The following is a 23,531-nucleotide window of genomic DNA, read 5'->3' as shown; positions in this document are numbered from 1 at the left end:
TCACTCGTTACTGCCGTCAACATCCGGTTCGAATGTTGCATTTAGGCGCAGGCGCGTACACCCACACCGGATGGATTGGCAGCGATATACTCCCCGGTTCAAAGCAAATAGTATGGCTCGACGCAACCAAAGCTTTCCCAATTGACTCTCAATCATTCGACTACATTCTTTGCGAGCACATGATCGAGCATATCCCATGGGAATCCGCGCTCAACATGCTGACGGAGTGTCATCGAGTACTGCGGCCTGGAGGAGTTGTGCGTATTGCGACCCAGACCTTTCAGTATTGTTCGATTTGTACCATAAACCACCAACTCCCGCCGGCCAAAACTATCTGAAGTGGATTGTCGATCATTACATTGCCCGAGAGGACTCTTACAAGCCGATTTTTGTTGTTAATAATGCGTTTCGAAACTGGGGGCATCAGTTTCTTTTTGACGAAGACGCTTTGAGAGCGATTCTTACTTCGGCGGGATTCACGGACATCGTTCGTTGTCGTATGCACGAGTCGCAACATACTACGTTGCAAGGCGTCGAATGCCATGGTCGTAATATTGGCAATGAGGAAATTAGTCGCTTTGAGACTATGATTTTCGAGGCAAGACGTGATTGATACCATAGATCAAATTGACGGCGGTCTAACATCCTATGATTTCCGAAAAAGTCTTCCGCACCTCGCCCTTTCGTTTCCCGATGCGACCGAACAGCCGCACTTTGAGATCACATCATTTCGCGTCGGCAAGAAGATCTTCGCCACGCTCAATGCCGATCATAATCGCGCAACGCTTCTGTTGCCGCTACTTCAGCAGGACGCTATTGTCAGTTTGAACCCCGAAGCCTTTTCCCCCGTCCCGAACAAATGGGGCACGCACGGCTGGACTCATGTCGACCTCAAGCAGGTCAAGAAGGGTCTGCTGACCGACGCTCTCGAGGTCGCATACACCGCCGTCGCTCCGAAAAAACCGACTTCAGCCACAAAGAGCTCGAAGCCAACCAAGTCAAAAGCTGGCCGAAAATCATAATTTAGCAATTTCTAGTGATTTCAATTGATGCGTTGGTGAAGCGCTACTGAGATCGAACCAGTTCGCCCGCATACGAAAACAGCGCTGGCGTCCCGCCGGTATGCCAGAATAACACGCGATCATCTTTCGAAAATTCGCCCTTTTTGATCAAATCAACCATCGCTCCAAACGCTCGTCCCGTATAGACCGGATCAAGCAGAATCCCTTCGGTGCGAGCCAGCAATCTTATCGCGTTGCGCTCAAGATCACCAACCACGCCGTACCCTCCGCCGAGATAGCCGTCCCTGATATCAAAGTCGCTCTTCACAAACGACATGTCAGCACCGATATGCTTCGCTGTATCATTCGCCAACGCAACCATCTGCTCTTCAAATAGCAATTCCGTCTCGTCCTTGTCAATGCGGATTCCGACGACCTTGACATCCGGCAAAAACAGCCGCGCCCCGACCGCCATCCCGGATTGTGTACCACACGAACTCGAAGCAAAAACTATGTGCGTTAGGCTCTGTTTCGCCGACTCAAGCTGTGTCGCCAGCTCGCTCATCGCCTCAACAAAACCGGTCGCCCCGATAGCATTCGATCCGCCATAGGGAATGACGTAGGGTTTCTTGCCTTGGGATCTCAATTCCTCAGCAATCTGCGGAATTTGTTCGCCCTTTCGATACTGCCCGCTCCAATGAACAACCGCACCAAGCAGCCGGTCGAGCAGAAGATTCCCCGTAATCGCATCCGGCTCTTCGCCGCCTAAAACGAGATGACATTCGAGTCCGGCCGCCGTTGCCGCAGCAGCAGTCTGGCGGCAATGATTCGATTGGGCGGCGCCTCCGGTGATAACGCAATCACAGCCCTGCGCCAAAGCCTCGCCGACAAGGAATTCGAGTTTCCGCGTTTTGTTGCCTCCGAACGCCAGCCCGTTCAGGTCGTCGCGCTTGATCAGCAATGTCGGACCGCCCAGCTGTTCGGAGAGTCTTCGCAGATTTGTGACGGCTGTTGGCAAGATTGCAATAGGGAATCGTGGCAGCTGATTAAGTCTCATATCAAAATGAACAACTCTCATCAAGTTGTGTCAAGTCATTCTCTTTCTCTCAGCTTGCGTCACAAACACAATCGACCATCTTTGTCGTAGTATAGACTGCAAGATTGAGTTATGACCATACATATTCAATTGGAGAACACATGGCAACGGCGAAAAAGAAACGCGATATCGAAAAGAACTACCCACCTAAGAGATTCGTCGAGAAACTCCGCCGTCTTGCCGACTGCATTGAAAAAGGCGAGTCATTCAGAATTCAGGTAGCAGGCGAGCGCGTAACAATCCCCGCTGGCGCCGTCATCGGCATTGAACACGAGAGAAGTCGCGATTCCGAAGAAATCGAATTTCAGTTAGTTTGGAAACCGTAGTTCAAGAGATGATCATACGCAAGCTGACGGCTGAAGATTTACCTGCATTCCGTGACCTGCGCATCGAGATGTGTGCCGCCCATCCTGAAGCATTCGAACAGACTTCAGATGAGGCGGCCGCAACCTCGGACCAACAACTTCTCCAGTGGATGCTGCCACAAGACGTATTTCCGGAGAAATTCATTCTTGCTGGCCTTCAGGACAATGAGATTCTCGGTGTAGTCGGATTTCAGCGCGACGAACATTTCAAACTGCGCCACCGTGCGCTGATCTGGTCGGTCTATGTTCGTCCTCAAGAGCGGGGAAGAGGCATCTGCAGGAACCTGATGCTCCAGACAATCGAAGCTGCCAGAACGATGGAGGGACTCGAGTTTCTTACCCTTGAAGTCTCGTCCACTCAAACCAGCGCCAAGGCTCTTTACGTTTCACTTGGCTTCAAGACAATCGGCAACGTCTGGCGATGCTACAAGCTCTCCGACGGCTCCTACGTCGATAGCGAAGACATGGTATTGAAGCTGTAGTAGCGGCATGAACCGCTCATTCCGGCAGAATCCAACACCGTACTCATTCCTTGACCGCGACACTCGCTATTCGTATCATTCCATTATGGAAATTCGAAAACTCACTAAAGAAGATGCCCCTGCGTTCCGCGAACTGCGCGTGGAAATGTGCGCCGCACATCCCGAAGCATTCGGGCAGACCCCTGAAGAAGTCTCAGCCACCACCGAAGAGAAATATCTCGAATGGATTTCACCCAGTGACGTTTATCCCGAGAAATTCGTTCTTGCGGCTTTCGAAAACGATCGGCTCATCGGCACCGTTGGATTTCGGCGCGAAGACTCTACAAAAGAGCGACATCGCGGTTGGATTTGGTCGGTCTATGTCAGGCCTGAGGGAAGAGGCAAGAGCATCAGCAAGAAGTTGATGAATATGACCATCGACGAGTCTCGCAAGATGCCCGGCCTCGAGATGTTGACCCTGACTGTTGCAGTTACTCAGACTGCAGCGCGAACGCTCTACACGTCACTCGGATTCTTCACCAATGGACTCAACCTGCACGGATATAAACTCCCTGACGGCAGATATGTCGACCACGAAGAAATGACGCTTTGGCTGTAACAGGATTACTCAGCGTTAAAACTGAACTTTCCGGCAATTTTCGTGTATACAAATTGCCGTATGAAATACATCTTTTGCTTAGTTTTGACTTTGTTGGCAGTCGCCTCCACGGCCTGCGCTCAAAGGTATCGTCCGCAGACGGGAGACATCTTGTTCCAATCCCTCAAATCTGACCAGAGCGAGGCAATTCAGATCGCAACAAAATCGCCCTATAGCCACGTCGGGGTTGTATTCATCAAAGATGACAAGCCCTTTGTGCTCGAAGCGATCGAACCCGTCCAATTCACTCCAATGAACATCTGGATAAAGCGCGGTGCCAATCGCAAGTATGTAGCAAAGCGCCTGGTCAAGGCCGACTCAATCCTTACTAAGGAAAATCTTGCAGACTTGCTCGAAGTTGGAAAACTGTACTTGGGTAAGCATTACGACATCTACTTCAATTGGTCCGATAGCTCGATGTATTGCTCGGAACTGGTCTGGAAACTGTATCACGAAGCGCTGGATCTCGACCTTACAATGCCTGCGAAACTGAGTTCTTTCGACCTCGAACATCCAATCGTAAGTGCAAAGCTGCGAGAACGTTATGGGACGAACGTCCCATTGGAAGAACCAGTTGTGGCTCCATCTGCACTTTTTGATTCAAAATATCTGACTACTGTCTACCAGAGGAAATAAATAGCGGCAACTATTCGGGTCGCATGACGTACTATTAGATATTATAGATCCATATATGAACTCTATTGTTTCGACAGCCACAATCGTCTGCTACAGCTTGTTTTCGTTTTTGTTTGCCGTACTGTGTCCTGCGGTCTGCTTTGGCTTCGGTGCTGAAGACATCTGCACTTCGATTTGTGGCCATGAAATCGCCGAGGAATCATCCTGTTGTTCGGTTCCTTGTGAGGCCAAATGCGAGGTAGTCTGCGAAAGCACTGAACCGCTGGCAGTCTGTTCCGGAGCGTATGGAACACAGAACAGCATTCGTTGTGCTGTTGATTGTCCGGCACCGGTCAAAACGCCCGCCACTATAGAGAACTTTCGACACCTTAAGGATGTCCCGCTGACAACTCCAACGTTGTTGGTCGGCAATCGGATTATACCACAGAGCTTCTGTTTCTATCGTGCCGATGCTCCTGTATCGACACTGCATGCAAGCATTATCTCTACCACAGTGCTCAGAATTTAGAATTCCATCAATCCCAGTTACATACTTGAATTTGTCCACTGCGGAAGTGCCGCAGATGGCAATGCGTATAACTTTGTTTGATGGAGAATATTCAATGAAGAAATTCACCTTCACAGTGAGCCGTACGTGGCTGCCGATCCTCGCAGCGCTCGCGCTGGCTTTCGTCTTCTCGCAGTTCAGCATTGAAGCCAACGCTATCACGGTCGCAGACAACTCGGCTGTCGATTGCTGCGAACCTTGCGACCCGGCAGATTGTCCAATGCCATGCGATCCTTCTGATTGCCCTCCGGGTCGTTGCGCTGTTGGCGGTTCTGCTGATGTTGTTCAGGCATCCGTTGTCTCAAATTCCGGATGCGAATCAGCATGTGTCAAGGTTGCGTCAAGGGAATGCGCGCCACGCCCGAGCTCGTGTACGCGAGTAGCGGACGCGGTCGAGACTTCTGAAGTCGCCCAGCTTAACTAACCGTTCACTCATGCCAACGCCGTCAAGAGTCGTACTCCTGACGGCGTTTTTGTTTTGTTGAGATCAATCTGAGGTTTATCGAAGTTGCGCTACGGCTTTCCCTTTGCGTGACCCTGTTGAATCACGTGAGTCAGTTCGTGCGCAAGTAGATCCGCATGTGGAGTTGAACCAAATGCTACTTGAGTGCCCGTTGCGAACGCGTGTGCCGAGATTGCTTTGTTCAGTCCGTCAGAATTCGAATCGGTGTGTACCTTAACATTTGAAAAGCTGACTCCAAAAGCTTCAGCTTGTGTCTTTGCCGAAAGGCGCGCTTCGCGCAGCAAAGCCTGTCCGTCCGGTGTCCCACTCAACTCCCGAATATAGCGAGCAGCAATTTCGGCGCCAACTGGTCCGCTGGTCGTCAGCCAGGCAATCTCCTGAGAGAATTGCCTAATATCCGCAGGCACTAAAGGATCGTATTTTCGCAACATAGACTCTTCTCCGATCTGATGTGTATCTGCACTACGACTTGGCTGTCTCAAGATTGCGAAGATGCCCAAAACCAACCAATTGACGGTTTTCTTCATCCCACAATCTGTACCGCATCGCCTTCAAGCTCTTGAAGAACGTAATTGTCGGAATCGGCTTAAGCTCTTCGATTGCCGCATGACACCGCGGCAGGTTGTAATTCGGAATTCTCTCATTGAGATGATGAATGTGATGAAATCCAATATTGCCGGTGAACCACTGGAACACTCTTGGCAGCTTGTAATACGAACTGCCTTCCAGTGACGCCGTTACATAATCCCAGTTTTCCGAGCGCTCCCAGTAAACACCTTCGAATTGATGCTGAACGTAAAAGAGCCAGATTCCAAGTGAGAGCCCAATCAAGATAATCGGAACTTGAATCAAAAGATATGCCTTGATACCGATGGTCAAAGCCGCGACGGCCACAATAACCGCAAGAGCCGCATTCGTCCACAAAATACTGCTGCGCTCCTGAGGGGTCGCATCCTTGGGAACACGACGATTCTTGATGAGCAGCACCTGAAGTGGTCCTAAGATGAACATACCCAACGGATGACGGTAAAATCTATACTTGAATCGATCCATTGGTGCCGCCTCGAGATATTCTTTTACCGTCATCGTCCAAACATCGCCGACACCGCGCTGGTCAAGGTCGCCGGACGTTGCATGATGAATGGCGTGACGCATATTCCATGAATAGTAGGGAGTGAAAGTAATAACGCCCGTGATTGCGCCCCAGAAATTCATTGCCTTCTTCGACTTGAAAAACGAACCGTGCCCGCAGTCGTGGAATATAATGAAAGTGCGAATCAGAAATCCTGCCGCAAGTACGGCAAGTCCGAGCGTAACCCAATAGCTCATTTCCAATGAATAGTACATCAGTACCACCAATCCCAAATAGGGACCTATGGAATTGATCAATTGCCAACTGCTGCGCAGGCGACTCGGTTTTTGATGTCGGGATACTATCTTCTGAAGGCGAAAATCTTGTTGAGGCGTTTTGTCAGCAGGCACATTTAGTTCCATTAATATCTCCAAAGCGAAGAGTGGTCGATTCCATTCGCAGCGCAACAAGTTCCGCTAAATCACTCGATCCGCCTAATCTAGGTGCCTGCAAACAATAGTCCGTTGGAACACAACCGTGTTCCCATTAAAACATACACCTAATGAACCTAACTTGTTGACATTTGACAATACAATTATCACATTTCTTCGCGTTCCAGTAATCCTGGAGCGATCTTCTGAACTCAGGGTTGATTTAGAAAATTGACAATTTTGGGCGACTTTTGGTGGATGGCAATGACTTATCTAGGCAAAACAGCTCTCATTCTCGGTTCAACCGGCCTTGTCGGTTCTCTTTGCTTGGATCTTCTCCTCGCGGGGGAACAATACGATCGTGTCATTGCTGTGTCACGGCGACCACTCGATCGGTCGCACCCAAAGTTGATCAACATCATTACAGACTTCGAAAACCTCTCTCCAATTGAGAGTCAACTTAAAGCCGACGATGTCTACTGCGCAATCGGCACCACCATTCGACACGCCGGATCGAAGGAGAAGTTTCGAACTGTTGACTTCAACTACCCACTGTCTGTCGCCGAGATTGCCGTCAAAAATGGCGCGCGCCAAATGGTGCTCATTTCATCCGTCGGCGCCAACAAAGAATCCTCCGCTTTCTACCTTCGCGTCAAAGGCGAACTCGAGCAGGCGCTGGCTCAATTGCCGTTCGCGTCACTGCATATTCTCCGGCCGGCAATGCTCGACGGCAAGCGCTCGAATGAACGGTTACGCGAGCGAGTCGGAGTTGTATTTTCGCGAGCAATAGCCTTTCTATTGGTTGGCCCATTGAAAAAGTATCGAGCAATACTGGCCGCCGACGTAGCAAGAGTCATGTTGCAAGTTGCCCAGCTTGCCACTCCCGGTGTTCACATCTACGAGTCCGATCAAATCCAATCAATTGCCGACAAATCAAGTCGGGCTTGATTGGAAATTCTTCACTACTCCACACAAATCGATTTAGTTGAATTTCGTATTAAGGGATGATATTTTCGCGTATAAGTGTTCTAAGAATTTCTATACACTGAAGGAGTCACAAAATGAAGTTTTTCTCTCTGCTTGCCGTCGTCGCTGCATTAACCGTCATCGGATGCAGCTCCGGTAAGGAAGTCGCCCGTCTCGATCCATCCAGCACTACCGATCTCAGCGGCCGCTGGAACGACACCGATGCCCGTCTTGTCGCCGAAGAGATGATCAAGGACTGCCTTGAAAAGCCGTGGTCAAGCGATTTTGTTGCTGCAGTATCCAAAAAGCCAGTTGTCACCGTCGGTCGCATTCGCAACAATAGCTCCGAACATATCGACACGGAAACGTTCACGAAGGACTTCGAGCGCGAGCTCATTAACTCGGGCAAAGTTCAATTCGTTGCTAGTCCCGATCAGCGCGGCGACGTCCGCTCTGAACGCCAGGACCAAATTGATTGGGCGTCCGAGGAGACGCGCAAACGCCTTCGCGAAGAGATCGGCGCTGATTTTATTCTCCTTGGTTCCGTCAAATCAATCACGGATCAAGAAGGCGGCAAGTCAGTCGTCTTCTATCAAACCGATCTGGAATTGATTAATGTTGAATCCAACCTCAAAGTTTGGATTGGCACCAAGAAGATCAAGAAGGGCATTTCCCAGGGCAAGACTAAGTGGTAGAAAGCCGATCAAATCGGGGCAAGATGATTCTTGCCCCGATTGTATTCGTCATAGTTTCACTCCTCGTAAGTTGTGCGTCGCTCTCGACTCAAACCAAATTCTATGAGCCTATTCAGCGCGATTTGAACGAGGGCGAATACGCGCTCGCGGCTAACGCGATCGAGCAGGCATATACAGCGGGGAAGTATCCCGACAAAGATCGGTTCCTGTATTTTCTTGATGCCGGCTTGGCACACCACTATGCCGACAGTTTTCAGGTGAGTATAGATCGACTTGCTCAAGCTGAACTTGCAGCCGAAGAGCTATTCACCCGAAGCATTAGCCGTGCAGAAGCTTCTTTGTTGCTGAATGACAATGTTCTGGAGTATTCCGGCGAAGACCACGAGATCATATACACCAATTTGATCAATGCCTTGAACTACACGGAACTTGACCGAATCGAGGACGCATTCGTTGAAGTCCGCCGCGCAAATCAAAAACTGCAATCCCTTGAGCAGAAGTACTTCAAAGCGGCAGAAGTCTATCGCGCCGGCGCCCAATCCGACAGCAGTCAAGTTGACCTTCCTTACGACTTCAAACCGCTGCGATTCAGCAACAGTGCCTTCGCTCGATACCTCAGCCTGCACATGTATGCCGCTGAAGGCAAACTTGACGATGCACGCATCGACCATGACCTCCTAAAGGAAGCATTCACCACTCAGCCGCAGATTTATGACTTTTCAGCGCCTGAGGTCAAGTATACCTCCGAAGGCAAGACAATTCTCAGCGTCATCGCATTGACGGGCACCTCTCCGGTCAAAAATGATCTTAAGCTGCGCATCCGCACTGACAAGCAGTTGAACTTGGTCCAAATCATGTATGACGGCGCCGGCCCTAACAGCACCGAATACGGCCACTTCATGTTGCCCATCTCAGAGGACTACTACTTCAAATTCGCGATTCCTGTCATCTCAGCTGGTTCCAGCAGGATCGAGCGAATCCGCGTCTCTGCCGACGGTAAACTTCTTGGTCACTTGCAGATGATCGAAGATGTCAATCGCGTTGCAGCCGAAGTCTTTGAGCCCAAGAAGACGCTCATCTATGTCCGCACCGTCGCCCGCGCACTAATCAAAGGGCTATCCGCGCACAAGCTCAAAGAAGATATCGACAAGAAAAACGACAGCAACTTCGGCGCGTGGCTGCTAAAGGCAGCTGTCGATGTCGGTACCGATGTAATTGAAAATGCCGACCTGCGCTGTTCTCGACTACTGCCGAGCTATATCTATGTCGGTGACTTCGAAGTCGAACCGGGAAGCTATGATCTACTAATTGAGTTCCTTGACACCAACGGAAACGTACTCGACTCATCCTATCAGAGCGGATACACTGTTGGTGAGTCGGGACTCAATATGCTCCGGGCAGTTTCCTTGAAGTAAACGGCTGTACCTCGAGTGTGCAGGCACTTGACCCGCAACATTGAATTGATTATGGTAGCCCGCATGAAAACCATCAAACTCGTTTCCTGGAACGTCAACGGCATCCGCGCGGCCGCAAAGAAGGGCTTTCTCGATTGGATGACAGCTATCAATGCCGACATCGTCTGTTTGCAGGAGACAAAAGCCTCTCCCGAACAATTGGATGAATCACTCACGAACATCAATGGTTATCATTCACACTTTTCGTCTTCAATCGTCAAGAAGGGCTACAGTGGCGTAGTCACTTACTCTCGCTACGCACCAGTCGCAACAGCGCATGGAATGGGACAATCTCTCTTTGATAACGAGGGTCGCATCGTCGCGACTGAATTCGCAGACTTTACTCTATTCAACGTCTATTTCCCAAACGGCAAAGCCTCCAAAGAACGCCTGCAATACAAGATGAATTTTTATGAGGCCTTTCAGTCGCACGTTTCAGAACTCGTTGGAAAGGGGAGGGGAGTAATCGTCTGCGGCGACGTCAATACCGCACATTCAGAGATCGACCTCGCTCGTCCAAGAGAGAACATCAAAGTCTCCGGCTTTCTCCCGGAAGAGCGGGCTTGGATGGACCGATTCTTCGCCGCTGGTTTCGTCGACACCTTCCGAATTTTCAATCAAGAACCCGGCCAGTACACCTGGTGGGACATGCTGACCCGAGCTCGTGACCGAAACGTCGGCTGGCGGATTGACTACTTCTTCGTCAGCAGGAATATTGCCGACCGGGTGAAGAATGCCGCAATTCATCCCGACGTCATGGGCTCCGATCATTGCCCGGTCTCCCTTGAATTGGACACAACCGTCGCCTAATCGCACGATTTAAGTTTCCTGCAACATTTCTCCGAAATCTCCGTAATTGAAATCACATCGACTTCAATTTGGGAGAGTATCGCATGACTTGTTTAAGACTACTATGTGCAGCAGTACTGTTGGTAGCGTCCATTGTTGCTTCAGATAGCGTTTTCGCATCTGGAAAGAGATACAATCAGAGAATTAATAACCATCACGACATGATCGAAGGCTCCGATGTTCTCACAACGCAGACACGGACAGTCGATCCGTTCGTTAGAATTGAAAGCAATCTCGGCGTCGACCTAAAGGTCGAAGTCGGCAAGACGCAAAGCGTTACAATCACCTTTGATGATAATCTCATAGACTTCATCCGGACCGACTCAGACGGAAAGACACTGATCATCGAAACCGAGGAATCGTTTTCCACCCGACACAATGTTCAAGTAGTCATTTCAGTACCTCAACTTGAATTGATCAACTCGGAAGGCTCCGGCACAATCGATATCACCAACCTCGACTCAAAAAAGTTCCGCGCCATCATCTCCGGCTCTGGTGAATTGGTCGCGACCGGCAAAGTCGACTTGCTCGAAATTGAAATCAACGGTTCCGGAGATGTCCACACTGATGATGTCGTCGCTCGCGAAGTCACGGTTTCGATCAACGGTAGCGGTACTGCTGAGGTCAGCGCCGTCGAAGTTCTAGATGCCGAAATCAACGGCAGTGGCGATGTCCTATATGTTGGCAAACCTGACAACGTATACAGCAGCGTCAACGGCAGCGGAAAAATTCGTAAAAGAAAATAGCAGCCAAACGGGATCCCTGTCAGCCCGCGCGACTGCTTACGCCGTCCCTGTAGGCGAAACTTGTGCGCCAGAGCACAAGAAGAAAGACCGCAGTAGACACTCACTGCGGTCTTTTCATTGGCCCTGAATTTTCTGGATTTCTTCGAAAACTTGCAGTTCCCGTGTCCAATTTGGCATCGACTAACCGTCTATATTCCAAACAGCCGAAGCTGTTAGTCATGAGTATCATTTAAGAACAGTCATGCGAGTCTGCTCTATTGACTTCATTAACGGTAGGTGCCCCACCGCTTGCGGTGGGATTCAAACACGCATAAGTTTATTCAATTGTCGAGCTCAACCCCGAATCTTTCAGGCAGGACAGCGTCACCAAAACCAATCAACCTTCTCACCGAAAGGAATCCAATGCCCGACTTCATGTTACTATTCCGCGGCGGCGAGGCCGAAAGCAAGTCACCCGAAGAGATGCAGAAAATCGTCGAAAAATACATCGCCTGGGTTAGGGAACTGCGCACTCAGGGAAAATACAAAGCTGGCGACGAACTGCAGCCCAATGGCCGTATTGTCTCTTCCGTTCGCGGCACAATTGTCGACGGACCATTTGTTGAGACCAAGGAAGCTGTTGGCGGTTATTTCTTGATTGAGGCAGCAGACTACAACGAAGCTGTCGTCATTGCGAGGGCCAGCCCAAATATCGCAAACGGAGGCTCTGTCGAGATTCGTCAAATAAGCGACTATTCCTAAGGAAGTTTATTCGTGAATGCGAACGCTAATCCAACTCCCGAGTACCTCGTCGAGCATCTTTTCCGAAACTACTGGGGATCCGCTGTTGCAAGTCTTGTGAGGCAGTTCGGTATTCAGGAACTCGACAATATTGAAGACGCCGTACAAGAGAGTCTCCTGACTGCCCTCAAGAACTGGCCTCTGCGAGAGATACCGCAGAACCCGGGCGGCTGGCTCTTCACTGTCGCTCGCAACCGATTGTTTGACAATCTACGTTCCCAAAAGCAGTTCACAGAGGAATCAGAATCCGTCGGCCTTGACAGTGATTTCGCTCCGTATGCCGATACCGATACTTCTCGCTTTCGAACCGAGATTCCCGATGACATGTTGCGAATGATGGTTACCTTGTGCGATCCTTGCCTCTCAAGGGAATCACAGTGCGCCTTGACACTCCAAGTTGCTTGCGGGTTCAGCGCCAAGGAGATTGCGGCAGCTTACTTCAGTAGGGAAGAGACCATCTCCAAGAGAATTACTAGAGCTAAGCAAAAGCTACTTGAAAACGTGGATACCAGTACCGAAGCCGACATTGGGCAGCTCGAATCTCGAATCGATTCAGTTCTCGAAGTCATATATCTGCTTTTCAATGAGGGCTACTCATCCCATCAAGATGACAGGCTGATACGATACGAACTCTGCGCCGAGGCCCTCAGACTTGCGCGTTTGCTGCTGACATCGTCAGCGCAAAATCGGCCGGAGTTGCATGCACTGACCGCCTTGCTCTGCTTTCAGTCGGCTCGTTTGCCGTCGCGATTGGGTGCTTTTGGCGAATTGTTACTCCTGGAACACCAAGACAGAACGCTTTGGGATAGACAACTCATCAGCGAGGGCTTGGAACACCTCCAGGATGCAGCTACGGGTCAGACCTTGAGTCGCTTTCACCTTGAGGCCGGAATTGCCGCCACTCATGCCACAGCATCTACCTATGAAGCCACCGACTGGCCGCGAATCCTGTTCTACTATGACCGCTTGCTCGAACTCCAGCCTGAGCCGATGATCCTTCTCAACCGTTTGGTAGCCTTGGCAATGGTCAACGGACCTGAAGTTGCTCTTGAAGAGCTCCGTTCAAGTCAGCGTCTTGAACAGGTCGAGAATCACTATCTCTATCACTCCGTTATTGCGGACCTGTATCGACGACAGGGTGATTATGACGCTGCGATGACACACTACCGCAGGGCATTGACTACCGCGGCTAATCCGAAAGAACGTGAATTCCTTCATAACCGGATTGAAGAGTGCAGCCCGCTGGCTGAAGTCAAAGATCAAAATCGCACCCGATCGTGACAACTCCCGATGTTTCTTGTCGATTCTTCTCGTTTCCCGCCATTTTGTTGAACAACAAAATCATAACCTGCGTATAAGAAATAGAAGCAGACCGGCTGCGCTTGTGGCCTTACCCTAGTTTCCTGTTTCTCTCTCCATAGAGTTCACTGGCCGAACTATCTGTACATTTGTTTTCTCGATTTAGCGTTTGCACTTTTGTGCGTTGAATCTCAACTAACCTTGTTACACAAGGAGTGTGTAGTATGCTGAACATCCTTATCTGCAGTCACGACGACGCATTTCGTACTGAATGCGCTGGCGCTTTGATGCTCGAAGGAATGACTGCTCACGAAGTATCGGGCGAAGAAAGTATCGCGAAGTTTCTCGAGCGCAACGGCAGCATAGACTTGGTGATCATGAACGCCGAAAAGCCCAATGAAGAAGTTCACCGCATCCTCGATTATCTGGTGCAAATCAAACCCCACGTGCGCGTGCTGCTCTCTTGCGATTCTTTCAACTACTGGAATGACTTCTTCACGTGGATGGCTGATCATTGCGTCGTTACACCGAGCGAGGTAGGCAATCTCAAGGATGCCGTGCTCGAAATGTTGGCAGGAAGTAACTCCGACCGCCTTCCTACTGAGAACGGCAAGTACGCTGTCGACTGGTCTTAAGTTTGAATAGAGTCTTCCTTCAGATTCTAGCTTCGGATTATTGTAGGTGCCACGCTCAGTTCTCCAAACGCCTCAAAAGAAAAACGAGCCGCTTTCACGACTCGTTCCTCTAAATCAGCCCAGTAATCGAATGCTACGGACAATTCGGCTGCGGTCCGCCGGCAAAGATGTAGTTGATCAACATTACCACGTCTGAAATCGTGACATTGCCGCTGCAATCCACATCGCCTGCTGACATTGGGTCAGGTGCCGGACCACCGGAGAAAATGTAGCCAATCAGATACACCACATCGGATATGGTGATCGATCCGTTGCCGTCGACATCACCGTCCACACCAATCGGCGCCTCCTCGACAGTGATCGAGAAGCTCCGTTGCGAAATCGCAGGTGGGATGTTTGAATCCTCACATCGAATAGTAAAAAAGTAATCCGCAGGGAAAGTCGGCGTTCCGGAAATCACTCCAACCGTATCTCCCTGAAATGTCATACCAAACGGCAAGTCGCCGCCAAGGAATGTCCAGTGATAGGGCGGCACTCCGGCAATTGCGTCCAGCTTCTCCGAATAAGGCACGGTGTTGTATGCACTCGGCAACGACCCGGTGACAATTGTCAACCCAAGCGGTTTCGTCGTCACAGTGCGAAGTATCCATTCGTCTGCATCGAAAATGACATTGGTTACTGAATCCGCAAAGTGCATCACATAAACCTGCGCGGCTCCTTCATTCCAAATCACCGTATCAACCGGCCCGGCCGTGGTTACAAAACGAGTCCGAATCGGCATCTTGAAGTAGGTACCTGTCGATTGCGTCTGTTGAATGAGATATACCAATCGATAGTCGCCAGTGTCGGTCGGTTCGCAATCGTAGGCAATTTCGTAATTAGGTGATCCGTTGCCGTAGATCCATTGATTGAAGAACCACGACATGTTAGTTCCCGCCGCATTCGAGACGATAGACGATAAATTCTCCGTTGTCGCAGAACCGTATTTGTGCTCTGAATCGTAGTAATCCTTGATCGCGTGATTGAAGAAGACGCTGTCGCCGAGCACACCGCGCAGCATATGCACAACCCACGATCCTTTGTCGTAAACTAAATTCCCGTCGAAAATGTCGTCGGTTGCGGTGTTCTCGACATAAACGGTGCCGGCGCCGGTAAATTTCTGCGTCTGAAGCCAATTCTTGTACGCATTGAATCCATCGCGCTCCTCAAAGAACAACGCTTCGCTATAAGATGCAAAACCTTCGTTCAGCCAAATGTGATTGAAGGTGTTGCAGGTGATCATGTCACCCCACCATTGGTGTCCGGTCTCGTGGGCAATAACCCAATCGGTATAGAATGTCGGGTTATAGAAAGATGTAGTCTGGTGTTCCATAGCGCCGCCCCAACCATAATGAGCGTTTCCGGCTTTCTCAGTTATAAAAGGATAGGTTCCCCAACGATCCGAAAGCGCATTTAGTACTGGTATCATCCAAGCTTCAAATGAGAATCTCGCGTTGTTGTTAACTGTGTACGAGTATACCGGCATCGATTGGCTGTCATAGTTCCAAGTCTGAATCGATGAAGTAAAATTCGCACACGTTATAGCCACGAGATAGGTTGCAATCGGATAGTTGTGCTTGAAATGAATCAACCTGCGATTTGCACCGTTCGCAACATCAGAAACGATGACTCCGTTCGACATTGTCTTATAAATGCTCGGATAGTCAATGTAGAGATCAATCGAGTCCGGCTTGTCTGCCGGGTTATCCTTGGACGGCCACCAATAGCGCGCACCGAAAGGCTCGCAGTTCGTCCAGCACATTGTGAATCCATTAACGCTGGCGAATTCCATACCTTGTTGTCCCGGTGTATAGACAGGAGCACCGTGATAGTAAACTGACATGTTGAATTCCACATTGAGCCCGTATGCCGTCGGTGTAGTGATACTCAGCAGGTCAGCCGTATGGCTGAATGCAGCAGGTGTTCCTCCAAAGCGAACTGAGTCAACAATGAGGTCGGTAGTCAAGTTGAGATCTACCGCATTCAATCCGGCAATTGTAGACTTGATCTTGTAATCGACCCGGCTGACAATAGTGCCGTTCGAAAAGTTCAGATAGATATTGATACCGTAATACTTGACGTCAAAGTTGGCTTGGTTGCCATCCATGAACATCTTTTCCCGCAGGGCAGACTTGCGAATTTCAGCCGTCTTACCGGCAGATTTTGCATCATAAAACTCGTGCCGCAGAACCTTAAGTTCTTGAATCTCTTCAGCCGTCAAGTTCTTGTAATCGTACGTCCGCGTCTGGGCAAAAAGGCAACCCGATGTCAAGACAATCGAGAGCAACACCATTAGGATGCGTGGCATTATTCCTCCAAGAATATATGTGAGGCCCAAGTCATGCTCGGCCGGGCACTCTTGTGTGGATTATTTACAATTGGAATCGTCAAAGTCAGACTTCGCCGCAATTTCTCCGCCGAAAATCGCCACTGGTGAGGGTAAGACAATTAGCGATGAACTCAGCTCTTAAGAAATGAAGAACTTCGTGAGAAACGAACAACTTCTTTGTCGCTCATTAGTTTACGTATAAGAATACGACCGAAGGTCGATTCTGTCAAGTTAAAAACCCCTCTCGCGATTTCAACGGCGCAAAGCAACAAATTGCAACTGTTTCACTCCTAAATCATGGTCCAAATCCCGTCAAAGTTTATATCGACAACAAAATCAAGTTTTACCTAGCCTCGCCGATAGAGCTACTAAGCGCAGCGCCGTAACATCGCTCAAGAGCGACACTTACACCGACAGGATTCGCTGAGATAGGAAATCATGCTTTCTCGTATTGAAGACCACCTTGCAATATTCGAAAAACGACTCTACGAACTTGAAATAAAGCTCGCCGACCAAAATTCTCAACTCGAAGATGTCGCCCGTATGGGCCTCATGATTACCTCAATCCTCGACCTTGAAAGTGTCTTAGCGGCTGTCATGGAAATGGCGATCCGCACAGTTGGCGGGGAAGTCGGCTGCATAGTTCTACAGGAAAACGGACAGCTATCGACCCGAGTGTCCTGGGGCGTCGATCGTGAAACCCTAGCCGTCGTTCGAATGGAAGGCGATGTTGATGTCGTTAACTGGGTAATGCAATCTGGAGAGATAGCGGTCATCAACGAAATGCCGAGCTTGGGGGATGAGCACGTAAAAATCGACAGCATCCTCGCGGCGCCGCTCATTTCCCGCGACATGACAATCGGCGCTTTGGTCGTCGTCAACAAAGATTCCGAGAGCGGATTCGCTGAAGAAGACAAACTCCGCGTCGAGATGTTGGTTCGCTTCGCCGCAGTCGCAATTGAAAACGCCAACTTGATGAAATCCAAGTTGCGCTCCCAGAAAATGGAACAAGAACTTGAATTAGCGCGCACTGTCCAACAGGCGCTATTGCCCGATTCAACTGCGACATTCGAAGGCGCAATCATTGAGGCCAAATACGTACCTGCCGGACATGTCGGCGGTGATTACTTCGACATTATCAGATTAAGCGACCACGAATTTGTGGTCATCGTAGGAGACGTCTCGAACAAGGGTGTTCCCGCAGCCCTAATGATGGCAGCGGTTCGATCGGTATTCCGTATGGAAGCCGGAAAGAACTTACAGATGGACCTGATGGTCACCGACCTGAACACGTTCCTTTGCGATCAGGTCCTTCGTTCTAAGAATATGTTTCTGTCGCTGGCATATTGCTACTTCAACTTGAACTTCATGACCTGCACCTACGTCAATGCTGGACATCTTCCTCCGATCCATTTTCAGAAGACATCCAAAGAAGTCATTGAATGGCGAACCGGTGGCGTGGTGCTCGGTCAATTCCCAGGATATGAGTACCAATGTGAAACAATCCCGCTTGAGCAAGGCGACAAGGTACTCTTCTACACCGACGGTGTTAGCGAAAGTGAAAATGCTGCCGGCGAACTCTACGGCCGGGCACGCCTGCGCGAGTTTGTTGAGACCAACGCAGCCTTGAGCCCATCGCAGCTTACCGAAAGATTACTAAAGGAAGTCGACGATTTTCGCGTGGTCGACCCCAATGTTCAGATTGACGACACTACTGTCCTCGTTGTGGAGATCAGATGATGGAAAAGCGTCGTTTCCAAATCCAATCTGCGCCTAACCAATTTGTGAAGATTTATCCCATTATCGCGGATATGGTTGAGGAACTTAAACTTGAAGGAAACGACAAGTTTCGCTTCGCCGTCTGCATCTCCGAGGCATTCACGAACGCCTTCTACCACGGTAACCACGCCGACCCGAACAAGATCATCGAATTAATCTTCTGTTGGGATTCCGAAACGCTTTCCGTTGAGATTGGGGACCAGGGACAAGGCACAATGAAGGACATTAATCTCAATGCTAAGCTCGAAAGCATTTCCCCTGAAGAAACTTGCGGTCGTGGTGTGGCAATAATAAACAGTTTTGCCGATAACCTAGAGGTAATTGAAAAGGATGGTGGCGGTCTTAAGGTAAAGATGAGTTGGCATCGCCAACCTAAACCTGACTCGAAACCATCTGTTGTAACAAGTTAATGGAGGTTCATATGGAGATTCGCGTAACGGAGCATGTCGACTTCATCACACTCAACCTAAAAGGCCGACTCGACATCGCCAGCTCTGCAACACTCAAGGACGATATTTTGCGCCACGTTGCCCGTGGACAAAATAGAATCATTCTGAATCTCGCACAAGTCGACTTCATCAACAGCTCCGGCCTCGGAACCTTGGTGTCTATCCTTAAGGAAGTCCGCCTGGCAAAGGGACGTCTCGTGTTGTCAAACTTGGCATCGTACGTTCAGGAGATTTTCGAGATCACTCAGCTTTCAAATATCTTCGAAATCTTCGCTTCTGAAGCGGATGCACAGGATGTGTTCCTTCAACCGTCAGCGCGTGTGGTCTAACCCGGGGATATAAGGGGAAACAGAATGGCACTGGAAAGCGGCAATCTCGAACAAATCTTGGTGAGCCTTACAAGCTCTGACCCCGCCGAACGGGCGGAAGCAGTTGAAAACTTGCGCTATTGCGACGATCCCAGCGCCGTCGCGGCATTGGTAACGGCGATCGAAGACACGGACAAAGGCGTCCGTGAACTGGCAGCCGAAACTCTGGTGCTCAGGCGTTCACCGGACGCCCCCGCATACCTTTGCCAATACCTTTCCAGCACCGATATCACTCAGCGCAATCTCGCATCGGAAGTTCTAATCAAGCTGGGACCGCTTTCGGTAGATGCACTGTGCGACGCTACTCACGATTCTGATCACGACGTTCGTAAATTTGCAGTAGACATTTTGGGTTCTATCGGCGACGTCCGGGCACTTCATTCCATTCTTATCGCACTTGATGATTCCAATGAGAATGTCGTTTGTTCCGCCGCCGAAGCGCTTGGTCCGCTGGCGTCACCTGATGCTATCGACAAGCTCATGGAAACCTTCGAAAAGAAACCATATGCGCGTCCGCAAGTCCTCGAGTCGCTTGGGCGAATCGGCGACATCCGCGCATTGCCGCTTTTCGTCGAAGCTCTTCACTCCGACGATCCAATTGTTGTATTCACGGCAGTTGAAGCGATGGGCAACGTGCGCTCTCGCCGAGTCGAACCGCACTTACGTGAACTTCTGATCCGTGGTGACGAAGCCCTCCAGGAAGCCGCTATCGGGTCACTGATCCGCATCGCGCGCTCTGTCGATCACGCCGTGCTTGATAACCTCCCAGTGGCGCTCGTCCAATCATGCTTAACAAAAGCCATCCGCTCCGGTGACAAGAAAATCAAACTCTTCGCCATTGCCGAACTGAGACAATGGGAAGGTCCTGCTACCGTCTCCGTCCTCCTCGAAGCGCTTAACGATCCGGAAGACGAAGTGATGGCCGCCGCGCGCGAAGCACTCAGCAAGCTGGCGACCTCTGCTTCGGAGCATATCGCCGATGCCTTAGTTGGCGCTCCGGCAAGACTCGCCTGCAATTTGCTGGACACAATCGGTTCGACCGGCAACTCGCGCTTCGTGCAGGATATAGTCTCACTTGTCAGCCATCAGGACGAAACAGTCAGAGAAAAAGTAGCTTACGTACTCGGCAAAATCGGCGACCAGGCTGTTACCGATTATCTCATTCAATTGGCGGCGGACCCAGTCGGTCATGTTCGCTCGGCAGCACTTAAGGCAATCGGCTGGATAGGCGCAGATAAAGCTATTGATTCACTGTTCATCGCGCTTGATGATCCATTTCCCGATGTCCGTCAAGCTGCACTTGGTGCGCTCGTTCTGAGCGGCGGGGAAGAAGCCATCCAGCGATTCCGTCGCGATCTCGGCCATGCCGACCCGCGTCGACAAATATTGGCTGCCCAAGCCTTGGGTTGGATAGGCGAGTCTGCCGTTATCGAACCGCTTATTGAAGCGCTCCGTCATCCAGAATGGGAAGTCCGCAAATCAGCCGTCGAATCTCTTGGGCGATCTGCTGACGCATCGGCTCTGCAACATATAAAAGTACTGCTCACCGATGAAGAACCTCAGGTCCGCAAGTCAACCATCGATGCTATTATCGCTTTGGGCGGCGCTGATTCATGGAAAGACATTACCTGTATGCTGGAAGACGAAGACCTTTGGGTGCGCTTCCACGCCATCAACGGCCTCGGGTCGCTCGGAAACCGTGCTGCTTTGGAAGAGCTCATACCGTTTCTCACTAGCGAGAGTGACATCTTGCGCGTTGCCGCTGCTAAGTCTCTCTCCCGGCTCCATGACAAGCGAGCTCTGCCCTTCCTCAAGGAAACGATCAACGATAAGAACCCTGACGTGGTCGGCGCGGTCGTCGGCGCAATAGACCGATTGGAGTCTCTCTAAAATGAACCAGCCCAAAATCCTCATCGTCGACGATGAACTGTTGATCCGCGACCTGCTCTACGATTTCTTCGCGTCAAAAGATTTCCAGATCCAGACTGCCAATGACGCCGCAGAAGCGATGCAGTTGGTCGAGAAGCACAAGGATTTCGATGTCGTTCTCACTGACATCAAGCTCGAAGGCGAAGACGGACTCAGTTTTGTCGACCGCATTCGCGAGCAGCACCCGGATCTGCCTGTCATAGTAATGACCGGCTATCCTTCCGTCGAATCGGCTATTGAGGCACTCCGCAAACGCGTGTATGATTATGTCATTAAACCATTCAACATAAACCGTCTCTTCGCAACCGTAAAGGCCGCATCAGACGAACACAATCAGGACAAAAATTTAACTGTCTGAGCCTGTACTATGAACAAACGACTTCTCATTGTTGATGATGAATTATTTGTCCGCGAACTGCTCCAGGAAATGTGCGCCAATCTCGGCTATTCAGTAGCCGCAATCGGGTCGCGCAACGAACTTCCAGGCACTCTCGAAACCGGCGAATTCGATGCCGCAATAGTCGATCTCAGATTGAACGATTGCCGAGGCATCGACCTTATCACCGCATTGCGGGAGATGGCGCCTGATCTCTCAATTGTATTAATGACCGGCTATCCAACCACCGATGACCTTATCGCGGCAATGCGTTTGGGCGTTCTTGACTGCATCGTCAAGCCGTTTCGCCTTCGTGAAATTGAAGGCACTATTGCTCGCGCATGCACCGAGACCTCGCGCAAGTCAGAAATTCGCAGCCTTCGCGAACGTGTCTCCGAACTTGAAGCTAAATCCTCTCGCAGACCATCACGCCGAATCGTGATGCAGCGCGAAGAGGAAATAGCGATCGCTTCGAGCCCGCTTGAGTTTGTCAATCGCAGTATGGAGAATCAGTCTGGTGAATCAGGAAGACAGAAACGCAATTCGAATGCAAAGCAATCGCCGTTTGTTGTTACCAACGGCTGAGTATTTTTCTGAAAGTGCATCCAAGGGGAATTGGTAGAAAATGCTGGATAAGGACGAGATTTCCTCAGAACTTAGTCTAGAAGACTTCACGATCATTCGTGATTTCATTCACGAGAAGTGCGGCATATTTTTTGCAGAGAACAAAAAGTATCTGCTTGAAAACCGCCTCTTCAAGCGAATGTCGACTCTGGGCCTAAAGTCATTCCGCGATTATTTCTATCAGGTTAAGTATGACACAAGCCTGAAAGAATTTAACATGCTGATGAACCTGGTTACAACCAATGAAACCTCGTTCTACCGGAACCCGCCCCAGTTGCTCTGTTTTCAGGACGAAGTACTCCCTCAGATTCTGGAATCAAAGCGCCGTGCCGGCAAGAAGCGACTGCGCATCTGGTCAGCCGGCTGTTCAACCGGCGAAGAGCCCTATACCATCAGCATGATCATCATGGATGTTCTCGGTGACAACCACGGATGGAACGTCGAAATCGTTGCGAATGACATCTCTGAAAACGTCCTCCAGGCAGCCCGAAAAGCGCAGTACAGCGAAATGGCACTGCGGACGACTCCTCCGGAAATCGTCAAGAAATACTTCCGGCGTGAAGAGCAGAAGTACGCAGTAATCGAAAACGTCAAGCGGCAGGTCAACTTCAGCCACCTGAATCTTGCCGACCGCCGGCGCATGGCACTTATGAGCGAAGTCGATTTCGTCTTTTGCCGCAATGTCATGATCTATTTCTCAGATGAAATCAAACGGCAGATAGTGCGCGGCTTCTATAACTCGCTTCTGCCGGGCGGCTATATGTTCATCGGCCACGCCGAATCACTGCACGGAATTAGCAAGGCGTTCAAGCTGGAATACTTCAAGAACGGTCTTGTCTATCACAAGGAAATCGGCGCCGCGATGTCCGACAACGATCCGGCGCCAATGCCGGTTGCGGAAACTCGAATTCCGGTCGCCGCTGCGGTAGCAGCGCCGGCTCAGGTTGTTTCAGCGTCGGCACAACGTTCGGCTGACACTCACGCCGCCACCATGGAAAAGCTTAAGAAAATTCAGGACCTGTTGGCTGGTTCCCGAAAACGGAACTCTTAACAGAAGGATTGCGCTCTCATGAGTCAAAAAGTGCTTGTTGTAGATGACTCGCCGACACTGGTGAAATTCGTATCGTTCAGTCTCAAATCGAACGGATACGAAGTTGTTGGCGCCTCAGACGGCATGGATGCTCTCGAGAAAGTATCGCACATTGACGGCGTTGTAGATCTCGTTATTACCGATCTCAACATGCCGAACATCGATGGCTACGAACTTATCGCCACCCTTCGCAAAACTGCCAAGTTTGCGAAAACGCCAATTATCATCCTTTCATCTGAAGAAGAGGAAGAGGACAAGGCTAAGGGGCAAAAGGTCGGTGCGAACTCATATCTCGTCAAGCCGTTCAAGTCATCTGTGCTAATCGAGGAAGTAACTCGATTGCTGAAGAAGTAAGATAATTCAATTTGTTGTTATAGGTGAAGGAGGACAAAGT

General features: G+C 50.2%; 28 protein-coding genes. 23 read left to right on the top strand and 5 right to left on the bottom strand.

From position 1 onward, the window contains the following. Positions 1-32: 32 nt before the first annotated feature. Positions 33-338 carry a methyltransferase domain-containing protein gene (locus tag IPH59_02245; GenBank protein MBK7090536.1) on the top strand — a complete coding sequence of 102 codons (306 nt, stop codon included), beginning with the start codon at positions 33-35 and terminating at the stop codon, positions 336-338. A gap of 288 nt (positions 339-626) precedes the next feature. Further along, on the top strand, positions 627-1,022 hold the full coding sequence (locus IPH59_02240) for an MmcQ/YjbR family DNA-binding protein (protein MBK7090535.1): 396 nt from the start codon (positions 627-629) through the stop codon (positions 1,020-1,022). Between the two features lie 43 nt (positions 1,023-1,065). Here IPH59_02240 and IPH59_02235 read toward each other — a convergent pair whose 3' ends face one another. Further along, positions 1,066-2,058 (bottom strand): D-cysteine desulfhydrase family protein, encoded by a 993-nt coding sequence (locus IPH59_02235; protein MBK7090534.1) that lies wholly within the window; start codon positions 2,056-2,058, stop codon positions 1,066-1,068. A 140-nt stretch (positions 2,059-2,198) separates the two neighbouring features. On the opposite strand from IPH59_02235, the gene IPH59_02230 reads away from it, so the two are divergent. From IPH59_02230 to IPH59_02215, 4 genes are read left to right on the top strand one after another with little or no spacing between them, the layout of a single operon-like run. Then, a complete protein-coding gene (locus tag IPH59_02230) occupies positions 2,199-2,423 on the top strand; it encodes an amphi-Trp domain-containing protein (protein ID MBK7090533.1) in 225 nt (74 codons plus the stop codon). 8 nt (positions 2,424-2,431) lie between these two features. Then, positions 2,432-2,944: a GNAT family N-acetyltransferase gene (locus IPH59_02225; GenBank protein MBK7090532.1), complete on the top strand. Its 513-nt coding sequence runs from the start codon at positions 2,432-2,434 to the stop codon at positions 2,942-2,944. 7 nt (positions 2,945-2,951) lie between these two features. After that, a complete protein-coding gene (locus tag IPH59_02220) occupies positions 2,952-3,542 on the top strand; it encodes a GNAT family N-acetyltransferase (GenBank protein MBK7090531.1) in 591 nt (196 codons plus the stop codon). Between the two features lie 60 nt (positions 3,543-3,602). Next, positions 3,603-4,217, top strand: coding sequence for a YiiX family permuted papain-like enzyme (locus IPH59_02215; protein ID MBK7090530.1), 615 nt, complete (start codon positions 3,603-3,605; stop codon positions 4,215-4,217). 90 nt (positions 4,218-4,307) lie between these two features. On the opposite strand, the gene IPH59_02210 is transcribed toward IPH59_02215, so the two are convergent. Continuing rightward, a complete protein-coding gene (locus tag IPH59_02210; GenBank protein ID MBK7090529.1) occupies positions 4,308-4,565 on the bottom strand; it encodes a hypothetical protein in 258 nt (85 codons plus the stop codon). A gap of 254 nt (positions 4,566-4,819) precedes the next feature. On the opposite strand from IPH59_02210, the gene IPH59_02205 reads away from it, so the two are divergent. Then, on the top strand, positions 4,820-5,188 hold the full coding sequence (locus IPH59_02205; GenBank protein MBK7090528.1) for a hypothetical protein: 369 nt from the start codon (positions 4,820-4,822) through the stop codon (positions 5,186-5,188). A gap of 89 nt (positions 5,189-5,277) precedes the next feature. Here the strand turns inward: IPH59_02205 and IPH59_02200 are convergent, their stop codons facing one another. Continuing rightward, a complete protein-coding gene (locus IPH59_02200) occupies positions 5,278-5,658 on the bottom strand; it encodes a DUF4157 domain-containing protein (GenBank protein ID MBK7090527.1) in 381 nt (126 codons plus the stop codon). A gap of 31 nt (positions 5,659-5,689) precedes the next feature. After that, a complete protein-coding gene (locus IPH59_02195) occupies positions 5,690-6,721 on the bottom strand; it encodes a fatty acid desaturase (protein MBK7090526.1) in 1,032 nt (343 codons plus the stop codon). 273 nt (positions 6,722-6,994) lie between these two features. Here IPH59_02195 and IPH59_02190 point away from each other — a divergent pair, with 273 nt between their 5' ends. The 8 genes from IPH59_02190 (at position 6,995) to IPH59_02155 (ending at position 14,154) form a co-directional block, all read left to right on the top strand. Beyond that, complete coding sequence (locus IPH59_02190) at positions 6,995-7,678, top strand: NAD-dependent epimerase/dehydratase family protein (GenBank protein ID MBK7090525.1); 684 nt, start codon at positions 6,995-6,997, stop codon at positions 7,676-7,678. A gap of 113 nt (positions 7,679-7,791) precedes the next feature. Further along, positions 7,792-8,391: a penicillin-binding protein activator LpoB gene (locus tag IPH59_02185; protein MBK7090524.1), complete on the top strand. Its 600-nt coding sequence runs from the start codon at positions 7,792-7,794 to the stop codon at positions 8,389-8,391. Beyond that, positions 8,385-9,806 carry a hypothetical protein gene (locus tag IPH59_02180; GenBank protein ID MBK7090523.1) on the top strand — a complete coding sequence of 474 codons (1,422 nt, stop codon included), beginning with the start codon at positions 8,385-8,387 and terminating at the stop codon, positions 9,804-9,806. Before IPH59_02185 ends, IPH59_02180 begins: the two co-directional genes overlap by 7 nt. A gap of 63 nt (positions 9,807-9,869) precedes the next feature. After that, a complete protein-coding gene (gene xth / locus IPH59_02175; GenBank protein ID MBK7090522.1) occupies positions 9,870-10,655 on the top strand; it encodes an exodeoxyribonuclease III in 786 nt (261 codons plus the stop codon). Positions 10,656-10,738: 83 nt separating this feature from the next. Then, a complete protein-coding gene (locus IPH59_02170; GenBank protein ID MBK7090521.1) occupies positions 10,739-11,440 on the top strand; it encodes a DUF2807 domain-containing protein in 702 nt (233 codons plus the stop codon). A 402-nt stretch (positions 11,441-11,842) separates the two neighbouring features. Further along, positions 11,843-12,181 (top strand): hypothetical protein, encoded by a 339-nt coding sequence (locus IPH59_02165; GenBank protein ID MBK7090520.1) that lies wholly within the window; start codon positions 11,843-11,845, stop codon positions 12,179-12,181. Positions 12,182-12,193: 12 nt separating this feature from the next. Then, entirely contained in the window at positions 12,194-13,501 is a 1,308-nt protein-coding gene (locus IPH59_02160) for a sigma-70 family RNA polymerase sigma factor (GenBank protein ID MBK7090519.1), read from the top strand. A gap of 242 nt (positions 13,502-13,743) precedes the next feature. After that, on the top strand, positions 13,744-14,154 hold the full coding sequence (locus tag IPH59_02155) for a hypothetical protein (GenBank protein ID MBK7090518.1): 411 nt from the start codon (positions 13,744-13,746) through the stop codon (positions 14,152-14,154). A 133-nt stretch (positions 14,155-14,287) separates the two neighbouring features. On the opposite strand, the gene IPH59_02150 is transcribed toward IPH59_02155, so the two are convergent. Further along, positions 14,288-16,501, bottom strand: coding sequence for a hypothetical protein (locus IPH59_02150; protein MBK7090517.1), 2,214 nt, complete (start codon positions 16,499-16,501; stop codon positions 14,288-14,290). A 459-nt stretch (positions 16,502-16,960) separates the two neighbouring features. Here IPH59_02150 and IPH59_02145 point away from each other — a divergent pair, with 459 nt between their 5' ends. From IPH59_02145 to IPH59_02110, 8 genes are read left to right on the top strand one after another with little or no spacing between them, the layout of a single operon-like run. Beyond that, positions 16,961-18,262, top strand: coding sequence for a SpoIIE family protein phosphatase (locus IPH59_02145; protein ID MBK7090516.1), 1,302 nt, complete (start codon positions 16,961-16,963; stop codon positions 18,260-18,262). Further along, positions 18,259-18,711 carry an ATP-binding protein gene (locus IPH59_02140; GenBank protein ID MBK7090515.1) on the top strand — a complete coding sequence of 151 codons (453 nt, stop codon included), beginning with the start codon at positions 18,259-18,261 and terminating at the stop codon, positions 18,709-18,711. The genes IPH59_02145 and IPH59_02140 overlap by 4 nt, the downstream gene beginning before the upstream one ends. An 11-nt stretch (positions 18,712-18,722) precedes the next feature. Then, positions 18,723-19,079: an STAS domain-containing protein gene (locus tag IPH59_02135; GenBank protein MBK7090514.1), complete on the top strand. Its 357-nt coding sequence runs from the start codon at positions 18,723-18,725 to the stop codon at positions 19,077-19,079. Between the two features lie 24 nt (positions 19,080-19,103). Continuing rightward, the gene (locus IPH59_02130; GenBank protein ID MBK7090513.1) at positions 19,104-21,008 is read left to right on the top strand and encodes a HEAT repeat domain-containing protein; all 1,905 of its coding nucleotides are present in this window, start codon (positions 19,104-19,106) and stop codon (positions 21,006-21,008) included. Between the two features lies 1 nt (position 21,009). After that, positions 21,010-21,405, top strand: a complete 396-nt coding sequence (locus tag IPH59_02125; protein ID MBK7090512.1) for a response regulator — start codon at positions 21,010-21,012, stop codon at positions 21,403-21,405. A 9-nt stretch (positions 21,406-21,414) separates the two neighbouring features. Next, entirely contained in the window at positions 21,415-22,008 is a 594-nt protein-coding gene (locus IPH59_02120) for a response regulator (GenBank protein ID MBK7090511.1), read from the top strand. 40 nt (positions 22,009-22,048) lie between these two features. Further along, the gene (locus IPH59_02115) at positions 22,049-23,098 is read left to right on the top strand and encodes a protein-glutamate O-methyltransferase CheR (protein ID MBK7090510.1); all 1,050 of its coding nucleotides are present in this window, start codon (positions 22,049-22,051) and stop codon (positions 23,096-23,098) included. An 18-nt stretch (positions 23,099-23,116) separates the two neighbouring features. After that, positions 23,117-23,491 (top strand): response regulator, encoded by a 375-nt coding sequence (locus IPH59_02110; protein MBK7090509.1) that lies wholly within the window; start codon positions 23,117-23,119, stop codon positions 23,489-23,491. The last annotated feature ends 40 nt before the right edge of the window (positions 23,492-23,531 follow it).

This window comes from bacterium, from assembly GCA_016708315.1.
Classification (GTDB): Bacteria; Zixibacteria; MSB-5A5; order CAIYYT01; family CAIYYT01; genus JADJGC01.
Note: the sequence above shows the minus strand (reverse complement) of the source record. Positions and strands in the feature narration are given on the sequence as shown.

What these genes read in the sequence shown, in the direction of transcription:
- xth (MBK7090522.1), top strand. Translation starts at nt 9,870, where the DNA reads ATGAAAACCATCAAACTCGTTTCCTGGAACGTCAACGGCATCCGCGCG.
- IPH59_02185 (MBK7090524.1), top strand. Translation starts at nt 7,792, where the DNA reads ATGAAGTTTTTCTCTCTGCTTGCCGTCGTCGCTGCATTAACCGTCATC.
- IPH59_02235 (MBK7090534.1), bottom strand. Translation starts at nt 2,058, where the DNA reads ATGAGACTTAATCAGCTGCCACGATTCCCTATTGCAATCTTGCCAACA.
- IPH59_02170 (MBK7090521.1), top strand. Translation starts at nt 10,739, where the DNA reads ATGACTTGTTTAAGACTACTATGTGCAGCAGTACTGTTGGTAGCGTCC.
- IPH59_02120 (MBK7090511.1), top strand. Translation starts at nt 21,415, where the DNA reads ATGAACAAACGACTTCTCATTGTTGATGATGAATTATTTGTCCGCGAA.
- IPH59_02150 (MBK7090517.1), bottom strand. Translation starts at nt 16,501, where the DNA reads ATGCCACGCATCCTAATGGTGTTGCTCTCGATTGTCTTGACATCGGGT.
- IPH59_02225 (MBK7090532.1), top strand. Translation starts at nt 2,432, where the DNA reads ATGATCATACGCAAGCTGACGGCTGAAGATTTACCTGCATTCCGTGAC.
- IPH59_02110 (MBK7090509.1), top strand. Translation starts at nt 23,117, where the DNA reads ATGAGTCAAAAAGTGCTTGTTGTAGATGACTCGCCGACACTGGTGAAA.
- IPH59_02115 (MBK7090510.1), top strand. Translation starts at nt 22,049, where the DNA reads ATGCTGGATAAGGACGAGATTTCCTCAGAACTTAGTCTAGAAGACTTC.
- IPH59_02130 (MBK7090513.1), top strand. Translation starts at nt 19,104, where the DNA reads ATGGCACTGGAAAGCGGCAATCTCGAACAAATCTTGGTGAGCCTTACA.
- IPH59_02200 (MBK7090527.1), bottom strand. Translation starts at nt 5,658, where the DNA reads ATGTTGCGAAAATACGATCCTTTAGTGCCTGCGGATATTAGGCAATTC.
- IPH59_02215 (MBK7090530.1), top strand. Translation starts at nt 3,603, where the DNA reads ATGAAATACATCTTTTGCTTAGTTTTGACTTTGTTGGCAGTCGCCTCC.
- IPH59_02145 (MBK7090516.1), top strand. Translation starts at nt 16,961, where the DNA reads ATGCTTTCTCGTATTGAAGACCACCTTGCAATATTCGAAAAACGACTC.
- IPH59_02205 (MBK7090528.1), top strand. Translation starts at nt 4,820, where the DNA reads ATGAAGAAATTCACCTTCACAGTGAGCCGTACGTGGCTGCCGATCCTC.
- IPH59_02220 (MBK7090531.1), top strand. Translation starts at nt 2,952, where the DNA reads ATGAACCGCTCATTCCGGCAGAATCCAACACCGTACTCATTCCTTGAC.
- IPH59_02135 (MBK7090514.1), top strand. Translation starts at nt 18,723, where the DNA reads ATGGAGATTCGCGTAACGGAGCATGTCGACTTCATCACACTCAACCTA.
- IPH59_02125 (MBK7090512.1), top strand. Translation starts at nt 21,010, where the DNA reads ATGAACCAGCCCAAAATCCTCATCGTCGACGATGAACTGTTGATCCGC.
- IPH59_02165 (MBK7090520.1), top strand. Translation starts at nt 11,843, where the DNA reads ATGCCCGACTTCATGTTACTATTCCGCGGCGGCGAGGCCGAAAGCAAG.
- IPH59_02155 (MBK7090518.1), top strand. Translation starts at nt 13,744, where the DNA reads ATGCTGAACATCCTTATCTGCAGTCACGACGACGCATTTCGTACTGAA.
- IPH59_02245 (MBK7090536.1), top strand. Translation starts at nt 33, where the DNA reads ATGTTGCATTTAGGCGCAGGCGCGTACACCCACACCGGATGGATTGGC.
- IPH59_02190 (MBK7090525.1), top strand. Translation starts at nt 6,995, where the DNA reads ATGACTTATCTAGGCAAAACAGCTCTCATTCTCGGTTCAACCGGCCTT.
- IPH59_02230 (MBK7090533.1), top strand. Translation starts at nt 2,199, where the DNA reads ATGGCAACGGCGAAAAAGAAACGCGATATCGAAAAGAACTACCCACCT.
- IPH59_02140 (MBK7090515.1), top strand. Translation starts at nt 18,259, where the DNA reads ATGATGGAAAAGCGTCGTTTCCAAATCCAATCTGCGCCTAACCAATTT.
- IPH59_02195 (MBK7090526.1), bottom strand. Translation starts at nt 6,721, where the DNA reads ATGGAACTAAATGTGCCTGCTGACAAAACGCCTCAACAAGATTTTCGC.